The organism is Massilia antarctica (assembly GCF_015689335.1).
In the GTDB taxonomy this organism is placed as follows: Bacteria; Pseudomonadota; Gammaproteobacteria; order Burkholderiales; family Burkholderiaceae_D; genus Telluria_A; species Telluria_A antarctica.
In genome coordinates this window covers 5,356,860-5,375,897 of sequence record NZ_CP065053.1, presented here as the reverse complement: position 1 = coordinate 5,375,897, position 19,038 = coordinate 5,356,860, and the positions used below count along the sequence as shown (strand labels likewise).

11 protein-coding genes are annotated in these 19,038 nt (G+C 64.9%); 5 read left to right on the top strand and 6 right to left on the bottom strand.

Going from position 1 to position 19,038, the window contains the following annotated elements:
- Positions 1-641 precede the first annotated feature (641 nt).
- Positions 642-1,103 carry a MarR family winged helix-turn-helix transcriptional regulator gene (locus IV454_RS23835; protein ID WP_206088147.1) on the bottom strand — a complete coding sequence of 154 codons (462 nt, stop codon included), beginning with the start codon at positions 1,101-1,103 and terminating at the stop codon, positions 642-644.
- A 52-nt stretch (positions 1,104-1,155) separates the two neighbouring features.
- Between IV454_RS23835 and IV454_RS23830 the strand changes: the two genes are divergently transcribed.
- Complete coding sequence (locus IV454_RS23830; RefSeq protein ID WP_206088146.1) at positions 1,156-1,530, top strand: cupin domain-containing protein; 375 nt, start codon at positions 1,156-1,158, stop codon at positions 1,528-1,530.
- A gap of 10 nt (positions 1,531-1,540) precedes the next feature.
- Here IV454_RS23830 and IV454_RS23825 read toward each other — a convergent pair whose 3' ends face one another.
- Complete coding sequence (locus IV454_RS23825; RefSeq protein ID WP_206088145.1) at positions 1,541-2,104, bottom strand: TetR/AcrR family transcriptional regulator; 564 nt, start codon at positions 2,102-2,104, stop codon at positions 1,541-1,543.
- Between the two features lie 127 nt (positions 2,105-2,231).
- On the opposite strand from IV454_RS23825, the gene IV454_RS23820 reads away from it, so the two are divergent.
- Positions 2,232-2,921, top strand: a complete 690-nt coding sequence (locus tag IV454_RS23820; RefSeq protein ID WP_206088144.1) for a hypothetical protein — start codon at positions 2,232-2,234, stop codon at positions 2,919-2,921.
- 48 nt (positions 2,922-2,969) lie between these two features.
- Here the strand turns inward: IV454_RS23820 and IV454_RS23815 are convergent, their stop codons facing one another.
- Entirely contained in the window at positions 2,970-3,809 is an 840-nt protein-coding gene (locus IV454_RS23815; RefSeq protein ID WP_206088143.1) for a type 1 glutamine amidotransferase domain-containing protein, read from the bottom strand.
- A gap of 99 nt (positions 3,810-3,908) precedes the next feature.
- Between IV454_RS23815 and IV454_RS23810 the strand changes: the two genes are divergently transcribed.
- Positions 3,909-4,850, top strand: coding sequence for a LysR family transcriptional regulator (locus tag IV454_RS23810; RefSeq protein ID WP_206088142.1), 942 nt, complete (start codon positions 3,909-3,911; stop codon positions 4,848-4,850).
- On the opposite strand, the gene IV454_RS23805 is transcribed toward IV454_RS23810, so the two are convergent.
- Positions 4,847-6,010, bottom strand: coding sequence for a tyrosine-type recombinase/integrase (locus IV454_RS23805; RefSeq protein ID WP_206088141.1), 1,164 nt, complete (start codon positions 6,008-6,010; stop codon positions 4,847-4,849). The genes IV454_RS23810 and IV454_RS23805 overlap by 4 nt on opposite strands.
- A gap of 577 nt (positions 6,011-6,587) precedes the next feature.
- Between IV454_RS23805 and IV454_RS23800 the strand changes: the two genes are divergently transcribed.
- Together IV454_RS23800 and nhaA are read left to right on the top strand one after the other, a co-directional pair.
- On the top strand, positions 6,588-9,818 hold the full coding sequence (locus tag IV454_RS23800) for a di-heme oxidoredictase family protein (protein WP_206088140.1): 3,231 nt from the start codon (positions 6,588-6,590) through the stop codon (positions 9,816-9,818).
- Between the two features lie 331 nt (positions 9,819-10,149).
- Positions 10,150-11,379 carry a Na+/H+ antiporter NhaA gene (gene nhaA, locus IV454_RS23795; RefSeq protein ID WP_206088139.1) on the top strand — a complete coding sequence of 410 codons (1,230 nt, stop codon included), beginning with the start codon at positions 10,150-10,152 and terminating at the stop codon, positions 11,377-11,379.
- 12 nt (positions 11,380-11,391) lie between these two features.
- On the opposite strand, the gene IV454_RS23790 is transcribed toward nhaA, so the two are convergent.
- Positions 11,392-16,647, bottom strand: a complete 5,256-nt coding sequence (locus IV454_RS23790; RefSeq protein WP_206088138.1) for a DNA repair ATPase — start codon at positions 16,645-16,647, stop codon at positions 11,392-11,394.
- A 298-nt stretch (positions 16,648-16,945) separates the two neighbouring features.
- On the bottom strand, positions 16,946-19,021 hold the full coding sequence (locus IV454_RS23785) for a flotillin family protein (RefSeq protein ID WP_206088137.1): 2,076 nt from the start codon (positions 19,019-19,021) through the stop codon (positions 16,946-16,948).
- Positions 19,022-19,038 lie beyond the last annotated feature (17 nt).

The window sequence follows — 19,038 nt, the reverse complement described above, 5'->3', positions numbered from 1 at the left end:
AGTGTGTTTGTCCTGTAACTATTTATGTGATTTATGTTGTATAAAAACTATTTTCGACACGCAAAACTTTACCGATAACCATATATCCACGGAAATTTTTTTTTGTTTAGTAATTTTGCCTTGGAAATGAAAATATTTCCTAAGTCATACTTTTCCACTAGGAATTTTACAATTCCAACAAGGTAATTTCACCTAATGATGGCAAGTCAGGCAAGAAGTGTAAAAATGCAATGATATTTCCCAAATGAAATCATGCAATCGACGGGTCATGCGAAATGATCATTGATGCGCCGGGCAGCTTGTGGTGAGTCAACCAATCAGGATCGTGCTGATGAAGGAGAGGCGCCGGCCGGTCAGCCGGGAAAGGCGTGATGGCCGCCATGCAATTTCACAGCCGACGAACGCGACACGGCGAGACGCACGTTCTGAGTCCGGTGGCGTTCGTCATGCGACCGCCCTCCTCCCGCGGCATCATGGCGAAGACAATAGGCGCACGTCATTGTTTGGCGCGCCTACAGGCGGCGTGCAATGGTGTTGATTGGTTCGGCGCCCCGTTGAGCGACCGATCGGATTTGTGCGGGTGAAACGTCTGCCGCACCTGTCAGGTAGCGGCCGGCATTGAGCAGCGCGGCACCGCCACGTCAAAAAGGACGTACCTGCGCCATGCCGTCGGCACTGGCACGGGCGTGAATCTCTTCCAGCGCCGAACGCATGGCAGCGACCTGGCTCGCGCCAAGCTTCGCGGCAAGGTCGTGCTCGAATTGCATATGGAAGCGATGGGCCTCCGCCATCGCCGCCAGGGCCCGGGGCGTTAACGCCAGGCGCTTGATCCGGCCGTCGCCGGGTTCGTCATGGCGCTCGACATACCCCTTGGCCACCATGTCATTGATCACCTTCAGCGCGCCTTGCGCCGTGATGCCAAGCCCGGAGGCCACCTGTTTCAGGGTCCCCGGCTGGCCTTCCAGCATGCGAAAGACGTAGCCGAAGGACGATCCCAGATCGTCGAATCCCTCCTGCGCCAGGCGCTTGTGCAACTGGATCTTGAACGTACCGAAGGCAACGTTGAGCAAGATCCCAAAATCGGTCGCATTGTTTGTCGACATTTAATTCACCTTGGTTTATAATCTTTGGTGAATTATATCACAGGAGACTGACATGCCTTTCATCCCCGCTTGCGCCGCACCCACTTTCAAGCTGCACGGCGCCTCGTTCACCGGCCTGGCCTCGCCCCAACGAGGCGCGACCGACACTGCGGTCTGGATCGTCACGCTCAACGCCGGCACGCCCGGCATCCCGCATCAGCTCACGCGCGAAGAGATCTTTGTCGGCCTCGAAGGACGCGCCGTCGCAACGATCGGCGATCAAACGCACGAGCTCACGGCGGGCAGCGCCCTGATCGTCCCCCCTCACACCATGTTTACGCTGACCAATCCGGATGCCGCACCGTTCAGGGCCGTGGCGGTGCTTCCGGTCGGTGGACAAGCGCTGATCGCCGACCAGCCCCCGTTCACGCCGCCCTGGGCCGCGTAACGAGGGCGCCTTACCCACCACCCTGGTCCGTCCCCTCCAGCACGCCGGCCAGCGCGGCCGAGGTGCGGGCGAGGACGTCGGTCGCCACGGCAAGCTCCAGATGCGGCCTGCCCAGCACCCAGCTTTCGACGAGCGAGAGCTGGGCCTGCGCGATCTGGCGCGCGATCACCTCGACGGGCACGGACGGCTGGCCCGCGCCGCGCCCCTTCAGGCGTTCTTCAATCAGATCGGCCAGGGTTTGGCCGAGCAGCGGCCTGGTCGGCCAGCTCAGCAGGACGCGCGCCACCTGCTGGTGATCCCGGAAGTGCCGCAGTATGGTGACGGCATGCCCGGTCGATCCGCCCGGGTTGACCAGGTCGGCAAGGATGGCAAACGGTCCGACGATACTGGCGCGTAACAGATCATGTTTGGTCCGGTAATGCTCATAGAACGTCGAGCGACCGACATTGGCGCGCTCGGCGACGGCGCCGATCTTGAGCGCGTCATAGCCTTGCTCGAGCAGCAGTTGCACAAAAGCGTCGTGCAGCGCCGCCCGCGTGCGCTGGCTGCGGCGGTCCAGCAATTCGTCGGTCATCGGATCCTTTCGTCATCGGACAATGCGGCGCGATTGTCCGCTAGCGGATGCTTCGCGAAAGTGGTCCGCCGCGGTACTTGAGGACAGTGATATTACTGGGGCTCCATCCATAAAGTAAAGGAATCCCATGCACGTGCAGTCCGATTTTCCCCTTGTAGCCCATCGCCGCCGCGCCGCCATGGCCATCGGCGGCACCACCGCCCTGGCGCTGATCGCCCTGTCCCACCACCCGGTGGCGGGCAAGGCCTCGTCCGTGCAGGAAAGCCTGACCCAGCTGGTCAGTCTGCAACTGATGGACGGCGTGGTGCACGGCGCCCTGATCGTCATGCTGGCCTTGCTGGCCGGCGGTTTTGCGGTATTTGGCGCGCTGCTCGGGCGGCGTCGCCCGTCCGTGATCATGGGGCTGAGCGCCTACGGCCTCGGCTGCTGCATCGTGGTCGGCGCCATGCTGATCGACGGCTTTGCGGTGCCGCAGCTGGCACGCCAGTTCGTCGCGGCGCCGCCAGACCAGATCGCGATGGTGTATGTCGTGCTGCGCGTGCTCGGGACCCTCATCCAGGTACTCACCAAGGCCGGATTGCTGTCGATGTGCGTGGCACTGCTGGCGTGGTCGTACGCGCTGGCATCGGCGCCCTCATGGCCATGGTCGCGCCTCTGCGCCGCGCTGGGTGTGGCAGCGGGCTTGCTGCCGGGGCTGTTCCTGCTGGTGGCCGACATCCGCCTCGCACCGGGCAGCCTGATGGCCATCTTTGGCGCGCACGCCGTGTGGAACCTGGGCGTTGCCGCCCTTCTGCTGCGCTCCGGCCGACAGGCATAAGCACGCGCAGTCGCGCCGCCAGCCCGTCCGCCGCCCGGCAGCGCGGCCTTATTTTTTCAGGCGTTCCAGCAAGGCTTGTCCGACCTGCAGGGCCGACGCCGGATTCTGCCCGGTGATCAGTTCGCGGTCGGTCACCACATACGGCGTCCACGGCGCGCTATTGCTGCTGTAACTGGCGCCAGCCTGCTCCAGCCCCGTCTGGGGCAGCAGTTTCATCGTGCCGCCTTTCAATGCCGCCTTGGCCAGGCCCTCTTCCTGGTTGCTGATCACGGTCATGCGGTAACCGGCATAGATCCAGCCCGGCGGCGTGGCCCGGCTGCCCTGCTCCATGCGCGCGATCGCGCTTGCCGGATTGTTCAGTGCCGACAGCAAGGCCGCCGGGCCATGGCATACCAGGGCGGTGGGCTTGCCACCCTGGTGGAAATGCGTCAGCAGGCGGCCCAGCTCCGCACTGCGGATCAGGTCCTGCATCGGCGCGTGTCCGCCCGGAATATAGAGCGCGTCGTAGTGCGCATAGCCGATCTGCTCGACCCGCGCCAGACTGATCACTGGCGAGCGCTCCCGGGATGTCATTTCCAGTTTGTCGACCAGGGCCTGGTACTGCTTGAGGGTGGCCACCTCACCCTGGAAATACATGGGATCGAGCGAACTGGCGTCGATCGTGGGGGCCTTGCCGGCCGGGGTTGCGAAGGTCACTTCATGACCGGCGTCGAGCAAGAGCTTGAGCGGCTGGGCCAGCTCGTTCAGGTAAAAGCCGGTCGAAAACGTCTTGCCATCCTTCAGTTCCAGGTGATCGGCGTCGGAGAGCACGACCAGCACGTTGGCGGCCTGGCTGGCTCCAGCCAGGCTGAGCAGCACGGCGGCAAGAAGGGGTTTCAATTGTTTCATGGTCTGTTTCCATCGTTATGGGTGAAAACCCACTATATTCTCGCCTTGAGAGAAGATAAACTGGCGCCAGAAACAATCACTTATTCTTTTAAGGCAAAAATGGCGCGGCGTTACGGACACTTGGGCGATGTGGAAATCTTCATGGCGGTGGCGGAGCACGGTTCGCTGACCGCCGCCGCGGTCAGCCTGGCGACGACGCCGTCGGTGATCAGCCGCGCCCTCGGCAGGCTCGAACAACGCCTGGGCAGCCAGCTGTTGCGCCGCACCACGCGCAGCCTGAGCATCACCGATGCCGGCCAGCTCTACCTGGAGCAGTCGCTGGCGGCATTTGCCCTGATCGACGATGCCGAACGCACGATCCAGGGCCAGGCCGACGAGGTCGCCGGCCGGGTCCGCCTGAGCGTGCCGACCACCTACGCCCACTACCGCCTGCCGCCGCTGCTCGACACCTTCACGCGCCGCTATGGGCAGGTGCGGGTGGAACTCAATGTCGCCAACCGCAACGTCGACCTGGTGGCGGAAGGATTCGACCTGGCGGTGCGCCTGGGCGAGCTGCCGGACAGCGGCATGGTGGCGCGCAAGCTGGAAGACGCGCCCTTGTGCCTGGTCGCCGCGCCCGCCTACCTGGCGCGCGCGGGTACGCCGGCCTCGCTCGCGGACTTGCGCCAGCACGCCTGCGTCGCCTTCGTCATGCCCAGTACCGGCCGCGTCGCCCCCTGGCTGCTGCGCGATGGCGGGGCCGACCTCGACTGGTCCGCCACGCCGCGCATCACCGTGTCGGACGACGTGCTGGGCGTGGTGTCGCTCGCCGCCCACGGCCTGGGGGTGTGCCAGACCTATGACTTCATCGTGCGCGAGCGCCTGGCGCGCGGCGAACTGGTCGAGTTGCTGCCGCAATTGCGCGGGCGCACGCGCGCCTTTTCCGCCATCCATGCCGGCCACCGGCGCCCGTCGGCCGCGGCGCGCGCGCTGATGGAGGTGCTGGCCGAGGCGGGCCAGGGTCCGCCGGCGCAAGCGCAGGCCGGGACCGCCCCTGGCTAGCGGGCGCCCTTGCCGCTCGCCGAGGCGATGATCTCGTCGTGCCGCTCGTTATCGGTCTTATGCAGGTACGCGGCCGTGGTCGCGATGTTGGCGTGCCCGGCCGTATCCTGCAGGGTCTTGAGCTGCACCCCGTTGTTGGCGTGATTGGTCAGCATGCTGTGGCGCAGCCAGTGCGGCGACGCCTGGCGCAGCATCGCCGCCGTTTCAGTATCGCCTTCAGCCGCGGCGGCCGCGGCCGCGGCGCCGAACACGGCTTTCAAGGCTTGCGCGGCGGCTTCATCGGTGATGCGCGCCAGCGCATGGTTGCGGCTCGACAGCACCAGGGGCGTGCGGTCCGCGCGCGCCGTGTGCGGCGCCAGCCCGAAGGCCTGGCGGTAGTCGCGAAACGCCGCCAGCATCTCGGGCGGCACCGGCAGCCGGCGCGGCTTGTTTCCCTTGCCGACCACGTCGAGCCACCAGCGGCCATTGCCCTCGGTATAAATCGCCCCCATGCCCGCGCTGACAATCTCGTTCAGGCGCGCACCGGTATGGGTAAACGCCACCAGCAGGAAACGGTCGCGCTCGCGCCGGCGCAAGGTGGACGGGGTATCGGCGGGCCGCACCGACACCGTGGCCAGGGCCAGGGCGATCGCATGCGGGGTCAGGTAGCGCGTGATGCGGCTGGCCGAAGGCGCCTTGACGTTCTTGACCAGGCGCGCCGGATTGCGCCGCATGTAGCCGGTTTGTTCGGCGTAGGCCAGCAAGCCCTTGACGGCGATCATCGCCTGGCGCCGGCTGGCGTCGGACAGCGGCCCCGTGAACGGACGATAGCGTGGATCGCCGCGCGGCCATTTGGTCGTCGCCACCCAGTCGGACGGCGGATTTTTCAGAAATTCCTTGTACAGGTTCAGGTCGGCCACGCTGAGCTGGTGAAACGACCTGCCGGCTTCCTCGCGGCACCAAGTAAGGAAGCGGAACAGTTCCTTTTGCGTATTGGCGATCGATTTCTCGCTCAATTCGCCGTGGGCGATGAATTCGCGCGCAATTTCGCTGTCGGTGCTGGCATTGGTGAGGGCGTCGTCGGCCACGTGGAAAATGCCGATGTCCGGGCGCTTGGTGTCGCTGGGAAGCGGGCCGCTGCGCGGCACCGGTTCCAGATTGATCGGCGTGAATTTGTGCATGCGGGAAGCTTCGGATACTGTGTTAACGTACAGTATAACATCAGGATCGGCCGGACGCTGCCCCGGCGCCCGATGGCAGGCCGTTCGCGTAAGCACCACGCCAGCAACTGCAAGTTCAAGGGCCGGTTCATTTGCCAACCGGGGTCTGACCTCTGATTAGAAATATTTTTAGTTAGAGCACATGCCCCGGCGCACAGAACGTGGCAACGAAGCGATAAAACGGCGGCTGACCTCACCGTAGCTCACCGAAGCGCCATCGGCCCTGAAAAGATATCCGTCGAGCGGGAAATGTTTCGAGTCAGAGGTCAGACCCCGATTGCGTGCGGGTTGCGTAAACACACTTCCCCTTGGCGTGGCACGCCTCCAACACTTCAACACAAAAAGCCGCCCGCAGCGATGGTAAGCTTTCCAGATTGTCATATGTGCATGTTATAAAGATGCCAAAGGATGTGGTGCAATCAGGAAACCGCACGATGACGGGGCTGCCGACTGCCTTGCCAAACCCGAGAGAAGAAGCATGCCGGCCGGTGGATCTGGCTGCATCACGTTAATGAAGTCCGACAACAACGAGGTCAACATGAAGTATTCAACAGCGGGCGCGCCCCGACGCGCAGCGACGCCGGGACAATTGCGCAAGCTAGCGGCCCGGGGGCTTCCCCTCGCCCTGACACTGCTGCTGGCCGCCTGCGGCGGTAATGGTGGTGGCGAATCCCCGCCCGCCGCCCAAGGCAGCATGGGCGGCACGTCGCGCATGGTCGCCGACGCCGGATCGGCGGCCGAAACCGTCCTCACGCCGGTCGCCGCAAGCGCCAGTTCGGCCGAGCGGCCCGACCTGTCCGGCATGGCCGCCATCGACCACAATGACAGCACGCGCTGGGGTAGTGGTTTTAGCGACGGCGAATCGCTCACGCTCGACTTCGGCAAGTCCGAACTCATCAGCCGCGTGCGGATCGACTGGGAAAACGCCCACGCCAGCCAATATCTCCTGCAAGTGTCCGACGATAACCTTAGCTGGACCACCATCCGGTCCGTGGACAACAGCCAGGGCGGCACAGAGGACATCACCGGCCTGAACGGCAAAGGCCGCTATCTGCGCATGCAGGGCGTCAAGCGCTCTTCCCAGTACGGTTACTCGATCTTCGAGATCCAGGCATTTTCCGGTACGCCGCCGAGCCCGAATCCGGTGCCCGTGCCCGGACCAGGCCAACCCGGCCAGCCTGGTATCGCCATCAAGCCGGTCGCGGCCAGTTCCTCGGCCCTGGAAAACCAGGCCATGTCGGCCGCCATGACGATCGACGGCAAAGCGGCCACCCGCTGGGCCAGCAAGTCCGAAGACGGCGCCTGGATCGAATTCGATTTCGGCGTCAAGACCCAGGTCGGCTACATGAAGCTGCAGTGGGAAAACGCCTACGGCAAACAATACGAACTGCGCGTGTCCGACGATGGCCAGACATGGACCCAGGTGCGCAACGTCAGCAACGGCCAGGGCGGCACCGAGGAATTCTTCAACCTCGGCATCAACGCCCGTTTCATCCGCCTGCAGGGCGTGGCGCGCGCCACCCAGTACGGCTATTCGCTGTTCGAGGTGGAATTCAAGACACCAGGCAGCGACAATACCGTGCCCGCCTCCGTCACCTCGGCCCACCCCTTCCCCGCCAACGGCAGCGCCCTCACCCCGCTGCCGACCTCGGCAGACCCGCTCGAAACCTTGCAGTTCACCTTAGCCGACGGCACCCTGGTCACCCGTTTCGGGGCGCGCGGCCTGGCCCGCCACGGCCGCGAGCGCGGCGAGGACTGGAACGAGATCGGTTACGGCCCCAACGAGACGGTCGATCCGGCCACCGGCCTGGCGCTCGATAAAGGCCCGGGCAACTACCTGACCTTCGTGCCGCAATACTTCAAGAACCGCACCTGGGGCGTCGAAATCATCGACAACAGCCGCGTGGCGGGTGTCACCAAGCCGCAGCTGATCGTCAACCAGTACACCCAGACCGAATTCCTGTCCGGAGGCATCGCCTTCTTCCGCGCCTTCGACCGGCCCGGCGTGACCGGCTACGGCTGGATGAATCCCGGCGAACTGGTCGACCGCAATGTGGCCCTGTGCGCGCCGGTCCCCTACCCCGCCAACGGCAAGCTGAGCACTCCCAACGGCATCAACGGCGCCTGCACCCTGCTGATCAAGGGCTACCCGGGACACGGCGGCATCGATGCCAATGGCATGCCGAACAACACCAACGTGCCGGGACGTGCGCTGGTCGCCGGCGACATCATCGAAGTGTCACCATCGTTCTTCTCGACCAGGGAAGCCATGGCCGCGAAGGGCGACAGCGGCGGCATCCGCTATTACTCGTACGAGTGGGTGTACGTGGTCGGCGCCGGCTTGAAGCCATGGTACGGCGTGCAGCCGCGCCTCAATTCGGTGCCGCTGCCGGACGACACCTTGTCCGGCGGCCAGGGCTCGATCTCGTACAACTACACCGACAACGGCCTGTTCATGTTCCAGCAGCCGCACAACAACGTCGGCATGCAGAACACGCAGCGCTTCGTCGAAGGCCGGCGCCTGGTGCATACCAGCTTCCTGACGGGCGAGCATAACGAGCCGGGCAATGACCGCTACGCGCCCGTGGTGGGCCTGCAAGGACAGCACTATAACCAGTCCGCCTGCATCGCCTGCCACGTCAACAACGGCCGCAGTCCGGCGCCGTCGGCGCTCAACCAGCGGCTCGACAGCATGTCGGTGCGCGTCGCGTCCATCGGCGCCAGCGGACAGCAGTTGCCTCATCCGCTGTACGGCACCGCGGTCCAGATGAACGCCGTCTCGCCTGCCGGCAGCGCGCAGAACTGGGGCACGAGCGTACGCGTGGCGGCTTTTGAGTCGCGCGCGGTGAAACTGGCCGACGGCAGCACCGTCGAATTGCGCAAACCCACGCTCGCCTTCGAAGGGCCGGTGCCGGACGCCTACTCGCTGCGCGCGGCCCAGCCGATGATCGGCACGGGCCTGCTCGAAGCGATTCCGGAAGCGGACATCCTGGCGCGCGCCGCACAGCCGATTGACGCCGATGGGGTCAAGGGCACGGCCAACTTCGTGTTCGATCCGGAATCCGGCGCGGTGCGCCTGGGCCGATTCGGCTGGAAGGCCGCGAAAGCGACCTTGCGCCACCAGAGCGCCGACGCGCTGCTGCTCGACATGTCGGTCACCTCGCCGGTCTATCGCAACCGCAGCTGCGGCGCCAATCCGGCCGGCTGTGCATCGAGCGCAACGCAAAAAGGCATTCTGGATGCCGACCTGAAGTCGATCGTGCAGTACCTGGCATTGGTGGGCGTGCCGGCGCAACGCAAGGTCGCCAGCGGCTTTCCGAAGGGCGTCGCACCGCTCGACGAACACCGGGTCGATGCGCAACAGGTCAGCGCGGGCGGCAAGCTGTTCCAGGGCATGCGCTGCTCCGCCTGCCACACGGTGCAGATGAAAACCGGCACCGGCCACCTGTTCGCCGAGCTGCGCAACCAGACCATCCGCCCCTACACCGACATGCTGCTGCACGATATGGGTGCCGGGCTGGCCGACAAGTTTGCCGAAGGCCAGGCCAAAGGCAATATGTGGCGCACCGCGCCGCTGTGGGGCATCGGGTACACCGACATGGTCATGGGCAAGGGTGGCAAAGCCGGTTATCTGCACGATGGCCGCGCGCGCAATCTGACCGAGGCGATCCTGTGGCACGGCGGCGAGGCGGACCGTGCGCGCCAGCGCTTTGAAAATCTCCCGGCGCAAGAGCGTGAAGCCCTGCTGGCATTCCTCAAGTCGCTGTAATTTTTCGCACGCCTGATGCAGGAAAGGGCGCCGGACAGCACGTCCGGCCGGCGCCCGTTTCGCCGCTGGCGGCCGTGCCAGCCGCTTCCCGGCACAGCCGGAATCGGCTATACTGCGCGCTGGGTGTCCACACAGTCGTGTGGCAGGTTTTGCGATGGTCGGGCCGCCACGCGGCTTATTGACGACCCATGCCTTCATATTCCCACCCTTCCCAGTTTTTCCGCACGCCTCTGCGCTGCATCCGTGCGTCCTGCCGCTTTCGTCCCGCTCGTCCAGGGCACTGCTTTTCCTGATCCAACCACCATGCCAATCTTTGGCGAAAAGGAATCACATGGCGATTGTCGCAAGAAGTCTGTCGAACAGTTTCAAGGCGTTTTTTGCGTCGAGCAAAGCCGGGGGCATCGTCCTGATCGCCTGCACCCTGGTGTCGCTGGTGCTGGCCAATTCCGCCATCGGCAGCGATTACCTGCACTTCTGGCACCTCAAGCTGGCCGGCCTGAGCATCGAGCACTGGATCAACGATGCGCTGATGGCCATCTTCTTCCTGTTGATCGGCCTGGAACTGGAGCGCGAGCTGTATAACGGCGAGCTGTCCAACTTCAAGAACGCGCTGCTCCCCATCGTGGCGGCGGTGGGCGGCATTTGCGTGCCGGCGCTGATCCACTTCGGCTTCAATAACGGCTCGCCCACCCAGGCCGGCATCGGCATCCCCATGGCCACCGATATCGCCTTCGCCCTCGGCGTACTGGCCTTGCTGGGCAGCCGCGTGCCGGCATCGCTCAAGATTTTCCTGACCGCGCTGGCCGTCATGGACGACCTGGGCGCGATCATCGTGATCGCCGTCTTCTATACCGCCCAGCTCTCGGTGCCCTATCTGCTGGCGGCCGTGGCCATGTTCGCTCTGCTCGTCTGCATGAATCGCGTTTTGCGCATCATGGCGCTGGCGCCCTACCTGCTCGGCGGCGCCCTCATGTGGTTCCTGATGCTCAAGTCGGGTGTGCATGCGACCATTGCCGGCGTACTGCTGGCCTTCGCCATTCCGTTTTCGGCCAAACAGGACGACCGGGAATCGCCTTCGCACCGGCTCGAACACGTCCTGCACAAGCCGGTCGCCTTCCTGATCCTGCCGATTTTCGCACTGGCCAATACCGGCATTCTCATCCGGTCGGGCTGGAGCGCCGACCTCGTGTCCCTCAACAGTGCTGGCATTCTGGCGGGATTGGTGATCGGCAAGCCGCTCGGCATCACCCTGTTTTGCCTGGCGGCGGTGACCCTCGGCATCTGCCGCCTGCCGCTGGACCTGGGCTGGCGCCATGTGTGCGGGGCCGGCCTGCTGGGCGGGATCGGCTTTACGATGTCGATCTTCATCACCAACCTGGCTTTCGCAGGCCAGCCCGAGGTGGTCAATGCATCGAAAATGGCGATTTTGCTGGCCTCGCTCGTTGCCGGGGTGATCGGGTTTATCTGGCTGAAACTGTTTGGACAGCCCCAGGCCGGCGACAGCGACCCGGATACCCTCGATGTCGAGGACGATCGCGGCGCGCCACCCGCCAAGGGGTGACGCTTCCCGGCCTTACGGCTGGCTGGCGTCCGGCGGGAACAGCCGGGCCAGGCGCTTTTCGATCTCCTTGATATCGGTGCCGTTGTCGCGCACGTGGTCCCAGATGCTATGGTCGAGCCGCATCTTGTGGTTCATGGCGCTGATCAAGGGCAGCAAGGCGTGTTCGTAGCTGTCCGCCAGGCGCAGCACGGCGGCCTGCAGGCTGGCCTGTCCCGGCACGCTCACGTGCACCGCCGGCGCCATGTGCTCCATGTGCTGGCCGAGCGCGGCGATCTGCTTGCCGATCTCCGACAGGGTGTTGGCCACACGGGTGGCGCCATCGGCGTCGCTCCCACCCTGCTTGCGCAGGCGCACGAAATCGTCCACCAGCGCATGCCAGCGCGCTTGCTCGGCCTCGCTCGGCTGGCCCAGCAGGTGCGCCAGCTTGAGCAGGTTTTCCTCGGCCCCGCAGGTCAACGTTTGCGCTTCGCCACGGTAGTGGTCGCGCAGCAGCGCATCGAGTTCGGCATCGTTCATCAGCGCCGACACCTTGGGCGTGAGTTTGCTCATGTTGCGGTAGCTGCCCTGCAGCTTGAATGGCGGCTCGGTGCGGTAGGCATCGTCCTGGGCGGCCGATCCGATGTAGGCCCGGTTCACGCCCAGCAGCGCGTCGCGCACCTTGAACAGGCGCTGCAAGACCTTGACAATCTCGGCCACCTCGGCGCTGCTGTACGGATGCGCCAGCTCGCCGGCCGGTAGTGCCTCGCCCTGCGCCATGCGGATCAGGCGCACCACATCGCGCGGATCGCGCATCGCCAGGGGTTGCAGGACCGGATGCGCTACCAGCGCGTTTTCGATATACGACATGGCGAACACGTCCTCGCGCCCGCTGAGCACGTCGCCGAGATTGTAGATGTCGGCCCGGTTGGCCAGCATGTCGGGAATCTTGAACAGCGCGCCCGACTCGGTGTAGGGGTTGCCGGCCATGACGATGGCGAAGCGCTTGCCGCGCAGGTCGTAGCTGCGGCTGCCGCCCTGCCACACGCCCTCGACCCGGCGCGTGCCGTCGGCCAGGCCGATGAATTTTTGCAGGAATTCCGGATGGGTATGCTGGATATCGTCCAGGTAAAGCATGACGTTATTGCCCATCGCCAGGCCCAGATTCAATTTCTCCAGTTCGGCCCGGGCCGCGCTGTTGGCTGCCTGGGCCGGGTCGAGCGAGGTGATCGCGTGCCCCAGCACCGGGCAATTGATGCGCACGAAGATCATGCCGAGACGGTCGGCCAGGTATTCCATCAGGGTGGTCTTGCCATAGCCCGGCGGCGAGATGAGCAGCAGCATGCCCATCGAATCGGTACGGCGGGCGTCGCCGGCCGCGCCGATCTGCTTGGCAAGGTTGTCGCCCACCAGCGGCAGGTAGACCTCGTCGATCAGGCGGTTGCGCACAAAACCCGACAGCGGTTTTGCCTGGAACTGTTCCAGCCGCAGGCGCCGCTTTTCTTCCTGCACCAGGCTGTGGCGCAACTGCTGCAAGCGCTGGCAGGCCGGCACGATCACCTCGGCATGCCACGTCAGGCGCCGCAGGAAGTCGTTGAGCTGGAGCGTCATGCTTTGTTCGTTCACCCGCGCATGTTCGCCGAGCAAGCCGTCGACCCGCGCGGTCAGCTCGGCCGCCTCGATGCGGCGCGGCATGTCGCACAACAGACTCGCCGCCGCTTCCGGCAACAGTGCCAGGTCGTGCCGCTCCTGCTGCATGAAGGCATGCAGCCATTCGGTGGCCAGTTGCCAGCGCGTATGCCAGCCGGGGGTTGTGTCCAGCCACGGCAGCGCGATGGCGTGCCGCTCCAGATGCTGGCGCAAAGCGTGCGCCAGCCCGGCGCCGGCGCGGCTGGCGACCCATTCGTGCGGCGCGGCCTGCTGCGCATCGGCGGCCTCGGTGCCCAGTTCGGCCAGCAGGTAGTCGGCCGCCTGATCAAGCAGGCTGGCCAGGGTTTCGCTCGCGCTGTCGAGCCAGGGCGCGATGTCGAGATCGTGCCGGGCCAAAAAATCGCCCAGCGCCAGGGAGAACTGCGCCGCCACTTGCCGGCCCATGCGTTCGTTGCCGAACTGGGCGAGCGTCAGCGCGGCCTGCTGCGCTTGGCCCTTCGCGGCCCGGGCCGTGGCCTGAAGGTCGGGGGACCTTGCCAAGTGTTGCCAGTAGATCAGGGCAACCGCGCGCGCCAGCGGACTGTAACGCAGCAGCCGGGCCTGTTCCAGCATTGGCAGCAGCTGGCGCAGGATCAGGCTGGCGTCGTGGTCGTGGATGCCTTTCTGGTAGCCCTCGTGAAAGCGCGGTGCGGCAAAGCGGCGCACGGCGTCTTCCAGGGCCGGCTCGGCCGGGTCGCGCGCGGCCTGCGCCAGGGCGTTCCATTCCATGCCGGCCTCGCCCCGCTGCGCAGACAGCACCACTTGCCAGGCCAGGTATTCGGCCCGGTACACCTGGCTGCTTTCGGACACGGTCTCGAAGCCCCAGTACGCTTGCAGCGCAGCCAGGCGCGCATCGGCCAGCGGCGCGAAATAGTCGGTCCCGGCCAGGTGGTAGGCTGGCTGCCCTTCATGCGTGACCAGGGCCAGGTCGAGCGCCTGCTGGTTGACGGTGAAGGCGTGCTTGCCGAGCCGGATGGTGTTGCCTGTGACGAGTTCGTTGCGGTCGCGCAGGGCACGCTGGCCCTGCTCGCGCAGCGCCTTCAATTGCCCGGCCAGGTCGTCGGCGCCGACCGCGCCGCCGAGTTTGCGCAGCTCGGCGATGCTGGCGCGCAGCTTGCCTAGCAAGGCGTCGGAAGCGAAATAGGCTTCCAGCTGGGCGGGATCGTTCAATTGCGCCAGGCGCTTGGGCACGCCGGCCAGGATGCGGCGCGCCGCTTCCACGATGGCCTGGACCCGCCGTTCGCGCTGGTCCAGCAAGGCCTGCTTGCGCCCTTCCAGCGCTTCGTACACCGATTCGCGCTTGTGGCCGATTTCCGCCAGGTAGTCTTCCTGCTCGGCAAAGCGGGCTTCCAGGTCTTCCAGCTGGGCCAGCAGGCGGGTCAGCAGCTCGTCGCAGCGTTCGGGCGAGTCGCTTTGCTCCAGCGCGCTGTCGACCGATTGCCCGAACAGCTGGAACTGGGCGGCGAACTCGGCGGCCGATTCGCCCTGCGAGAGTTGCTTGCGCCGCTGGCGCGCCTGGGCGCGCAGCTTGTTGACGTCGGCGTAGATGCCGGACATGGTGTTCAGTATCCGGGTGCGCAGGGCGGCGTCGCCCACCGCCAGGGTGCCCAGCAGCTCGGTGAGGCCATCGAGGCGCGCGGCGTCCCGGTCGAGCGACTCGCCCAGCGGGCCCAGTTCGGCGGTGGTATGCATCTCCGGCAACTGGGCGCGCTGCCTGGCCAATTCCTCGGTGAAGCGGGCGAAGGCGTCGTCGCGCGCCAGGAAGGTGACGGTATTGGCAGCCACCCTGGTCTCTTCGGCCGCCAGTTGCTGGTCCAGCGCATCGAGCTGGGCCACATCCATGTAGCGCTGTTCCTTCAGGCTGGCCAGGCGTCCGCGCGCCAGCCGGATCGCATCGAGGGCGTCGGCGAAGTCGGCCGGCGACTGCCACAGGCGGCTGGCGGTATCGGTGAGCAATTGGCGCTGCGCCTGCGCGGCCTGGGCCAGGGTGGCGGCGGCGGCGCGGCGCACGGCGGCGGCCTTGTCGAATTCGTCGAGCGTGGCCTCGGCCACCGTGATCATGGCGTGCAGGTCGTGCCCGGCGTCATTCGCCTCCGGCGTGCCCAGCCAGTGGAAGGCGTCGGCGATGCGGCGGCACTGGCGCAGCAGCGCTTCGAACACGAAGCGGCCGGGCAATTGGTCGCGCGGGGCGTCGGCCTGCTCGCGCACGGCACGGGCCAAGGACAGCAGCTCCGACAGGCCGCGCACCAGCTCGCGGTTGCCGATCTTGCCGAGGTAGCTCTGGCGCGGCGCTTGCAGCGCGGCATGGTCGTCGCTCACGAACGCGGTCTGCCACAGCTGCATGGGGTGGTTGCGGGTCGCTTCCTCGCTGTCGGCGGAAAACAGCAGCATGCTGCCGTCCGCATAGTGGGCATAGCCGTGCGCCACCAGCGGCTGGGCCAAGGTCTTGCCGATCATATTGTAGGTGAGCAGGACGTACACGCCCTGCTCCACCCCGTAAAACACGTACAGCACGTCTTCGCCGTTGGGCGAGAGCACGCGCCGCTCGAATCGCAGGTCTTGCGGCATGTCGGCGAAGACCTTGGTGTCGCCGTTTTGCAGGATGCAGCCTTCGGGGAAGACGATGCCGTGGTCTTCCGGCAGCTGCACGCACGAGTTGCCGATGGCGTCGACACGCCTTACCTGGGCCGTGCGGCGGTTGAACACCAGGAAGCGGAATACCGACTCACGGTACGGCTTGATGCGCAACAGGATCAGCTCGCCCAGGGCGGCGTAGGCGATGTCGCCATCGTTGAGCGACTGGTTGCGGTCCTCGACCGCTTCGGCGTAGATGCCCAGCCCGGTGTCGGTATTGTTTTCGATCTTGACGGTCATGTCGCCGCCGACCGTCTCGACGAACAGGGTGTCGAGGATGTTGATGTGTGGGTGCTTGCCGAGCACGTGCTGCTCGCGCGTGGTCTGGATCCATTCGAAATCGTGGGCCGGCGGCAGCGCGATGTCGCGCTCGCCCCGGTTATCGATGTAGGTGGCCGCGCCCTGGTCGTCCAGTTGCCAGCGGAACACCCGCACGTCGCTGATGCGCTCGCCGATCTTGAAGGCGGCCAGCAACTTGCCCTGATGCACACGCAACTGCACCAGCTGGGCGTTCTTGTAATAGCTGTACAGCTCGCGGAACTCGGCCAGGAAACGCGGCTCGTCCAGGAAGGTCTGCTCCAGCGCAAGCGGTTCGAGCTCGGCGTTGTCGCCCTCGGCGCGCAGGCGGTACAGGGCGAACACGTCGGCGACCTGGGTTTCCTGGCGCAAGCCCATGAAGACTTTGTAGCCGAACAGCAATACGTCTCCCACCAGGACCAGGTCGCGCGCGATGCAATTGTTGTCGGTGCGGGCCCGGGTGCGGGTCTTGAGCAGCATGTCTTGGCGCCCGAATTCGGCCAGGCGCGATGCGTTGAGCAGCGCCGCCTTGGCTTGCAGGGCTTTGCCGTGCTCGCCCAGGCGCGCGCGCAGCAAGTCGAAACTGCTCGATTCGAGCGCGTTGTCCTGGGAAGTGCCGGTGTCGCTGGCGCCTGATACGTCTGGCGCCGGTGCTGCGTGTGCGTCGTTCATGAACTTAATCCGCTTTGGTGTTGAGCAATGCAATCATGTCGGCATGGTCCGGCCGGGCCGCCAGCCCGCCTTCGATCTTCACGGGCGAAAAATGGCCGCAGCCGCATGCTGGACACATCACGATGACTCCTGAATTTGGTGGATGTGGACGGAGCCGCGCCCCGCCTGGCCTGGCTTAGGGTGTGTCTGGTTGAATCGAGGCGAATACCGCAATTGTTCCGTCGTTCCCGCGCCGGCGGGAACGACGAATTAACGGTATCGAAAGGAAATCTGTTCGCGCCGATTAGTCAAACAGACCCTAGTTGACTGGCGCGCGCGCATCGAGCGCCGGCTGGAAGGTCGCCAGCAGGCTTTGCAGCGCTTGCTGCTGCAGCGCCGTGCCGTCGCGGCCGATCTTGGACAGCATCGACGAGACAGTCAGGTTTTGCAGTTCGCCCGACGAGCTGCCCAGGGCGCCGATCAGGCCGCGCATATCGCCCACCATGTCGCGCTCGCCGCTGAGGTGGTCCTTCAAGCCCACTTGCAGGGTGCGGCTCTTCTCGACGGTGGCGTCGATGCCCTTGCCGATCGAGAGCGCCTTGACGAAGCGGTCGAAATAATCGCCTTCGCCGCCGACGATATCGATCCTGGCGTTCTGCAAGGCCTTGCCCAGCACTTCGGCCTGGTCCTTGGCGATCAGGGTCTGCGCATCGATGCCCTTGTTGATCTGCTGGTTGGCGATTTCGAGCTGCATGCGGAACTCTTCGTGCGCCCGGGTCTGCTCGCTCATGCCCGACATGGCCTCGAATTTCAGCGCCAGGCCCTTCGATTCGGCTTCGAAGCGCGCCTGTATCACTTGCGCCTCGGCGTCGCCATGGGTGGCGGTGGCGGCGGCATCAGCGCTCTTGACGGCCGCTTGGGCCAGGCCCATCCGCTCAAGGCCAGCCGCTTCGGCGTGCATGCGCAGACGCGTGCTTTCCGCTTCGGCCGTGCCCTGCTTGAGGATCGCTTCGGACGAGGCGATCATCACCCTGGCGCTGGCCAAGCCCGGCGCGGCCAGTTCGGCTTCCTTGCCTTCGGCTTCGCGCTTTTGCGCTTCGGCGTTGCGTTCGGCCACTTTCAGGGCGGCGTCGGCGGCGGTCAGGTCTTGCACGGCGCGGTGCTTGGCCGAGCGTTCCGCCGCTTCGGCGGCCTTGACCGTCATGACCAGCTTTTCCTCGGCGGCCGCTTCGGCCGAAATGATGACCGATTTCTTGCGGCGGTCAGCGTCGGCGACCGCCCGTACATCCTTGATCGCTTCTTCCTGCTCGGCCACCGTGCGTTCAACCACGATGCGCTCGCGCACCACGTCGGCGATGGCCTTTTTCTGCACTTCGATGGCTTTTTCCTTCTCGATGGTTTGCAGCGCCACTTCCTTTTCGCGGTCGACCACTTCCAGCTGGCGTGCGCGGATGACGCGCTCTTCCTCGATGGCCACGGCGCGCTTGCGGTTATTCTCGGCTACTTCCTTCTCGCGCGTGGTGTTTTCCTGCTGCACCATCACCAGTTGTTCGGATTGCAGGCGAGCCAGTTCGGACTTGGTGAATTCCTCGGACTGGATCTTGCGCGTTTCAGCCTGTTCGCGCGCCCGCACGGAGTTCACTTCGCGGCCCTGGCGCGATTCGGCGTCGCATTGCTGGCGTTCCAGTTCGAGGATCGCTTCGCGCGTCTCCACGTCCTTCTTCTTGATGCGCATCTCCTGGTCGCGTACGAGTTCGTTGGTGCGGATGTTTTCGATGGCTGTCAGCTCGGTAATCTTCTTGATGCCCTGGGCGTCGAGGATGTTATGGGGGTCGAGCTCGTCGAGGTGGGTTTGCTCGATGTAGTCGATGGCGGCGTCTTCCAGCACGTAGCCGGACAGATCGTCGCCGATCTGGCGGATGATGTTGTCGCGGAAGTGGTCGCGCTCCTGGTACAGGTCGACGAAGTCCATCGACTTGCCGACCGTCTTCAGGGCTTCGGCGAACTTGGCAACGAACAGGTTTTCCAGGGTTTGCTGGTTCGACGCGCGTGCGCAGCCGACCGCCTGGGCCACCTTCAGCACGTCCTCGGTGGTTTTGTTGACGCGCAGGAAAAAGGTGACTTCGATGTCGGCGCGGATATTGTCCCGGCAAATCAGGCCATCCTTGCCCAGGCGCTTGATTTCGATGGTTTTCAGCGAGATTTCCATCAACTCCATCTTATGGATGACGGGATATACCATGCCGCCCGTGAAGGTGACCTCGGGCTCGGCGCGCAAGGTGTTGATGATCATGACGTGACCCTGTTCGACCTTGTGGTAAAACTTGGAGAACAGTGCAAAACAGCCCAAAACGATGACGGTAAGGATACCGATCGAGAGCAACAGAATGTCCATGATTTCTTTCAGGTTCT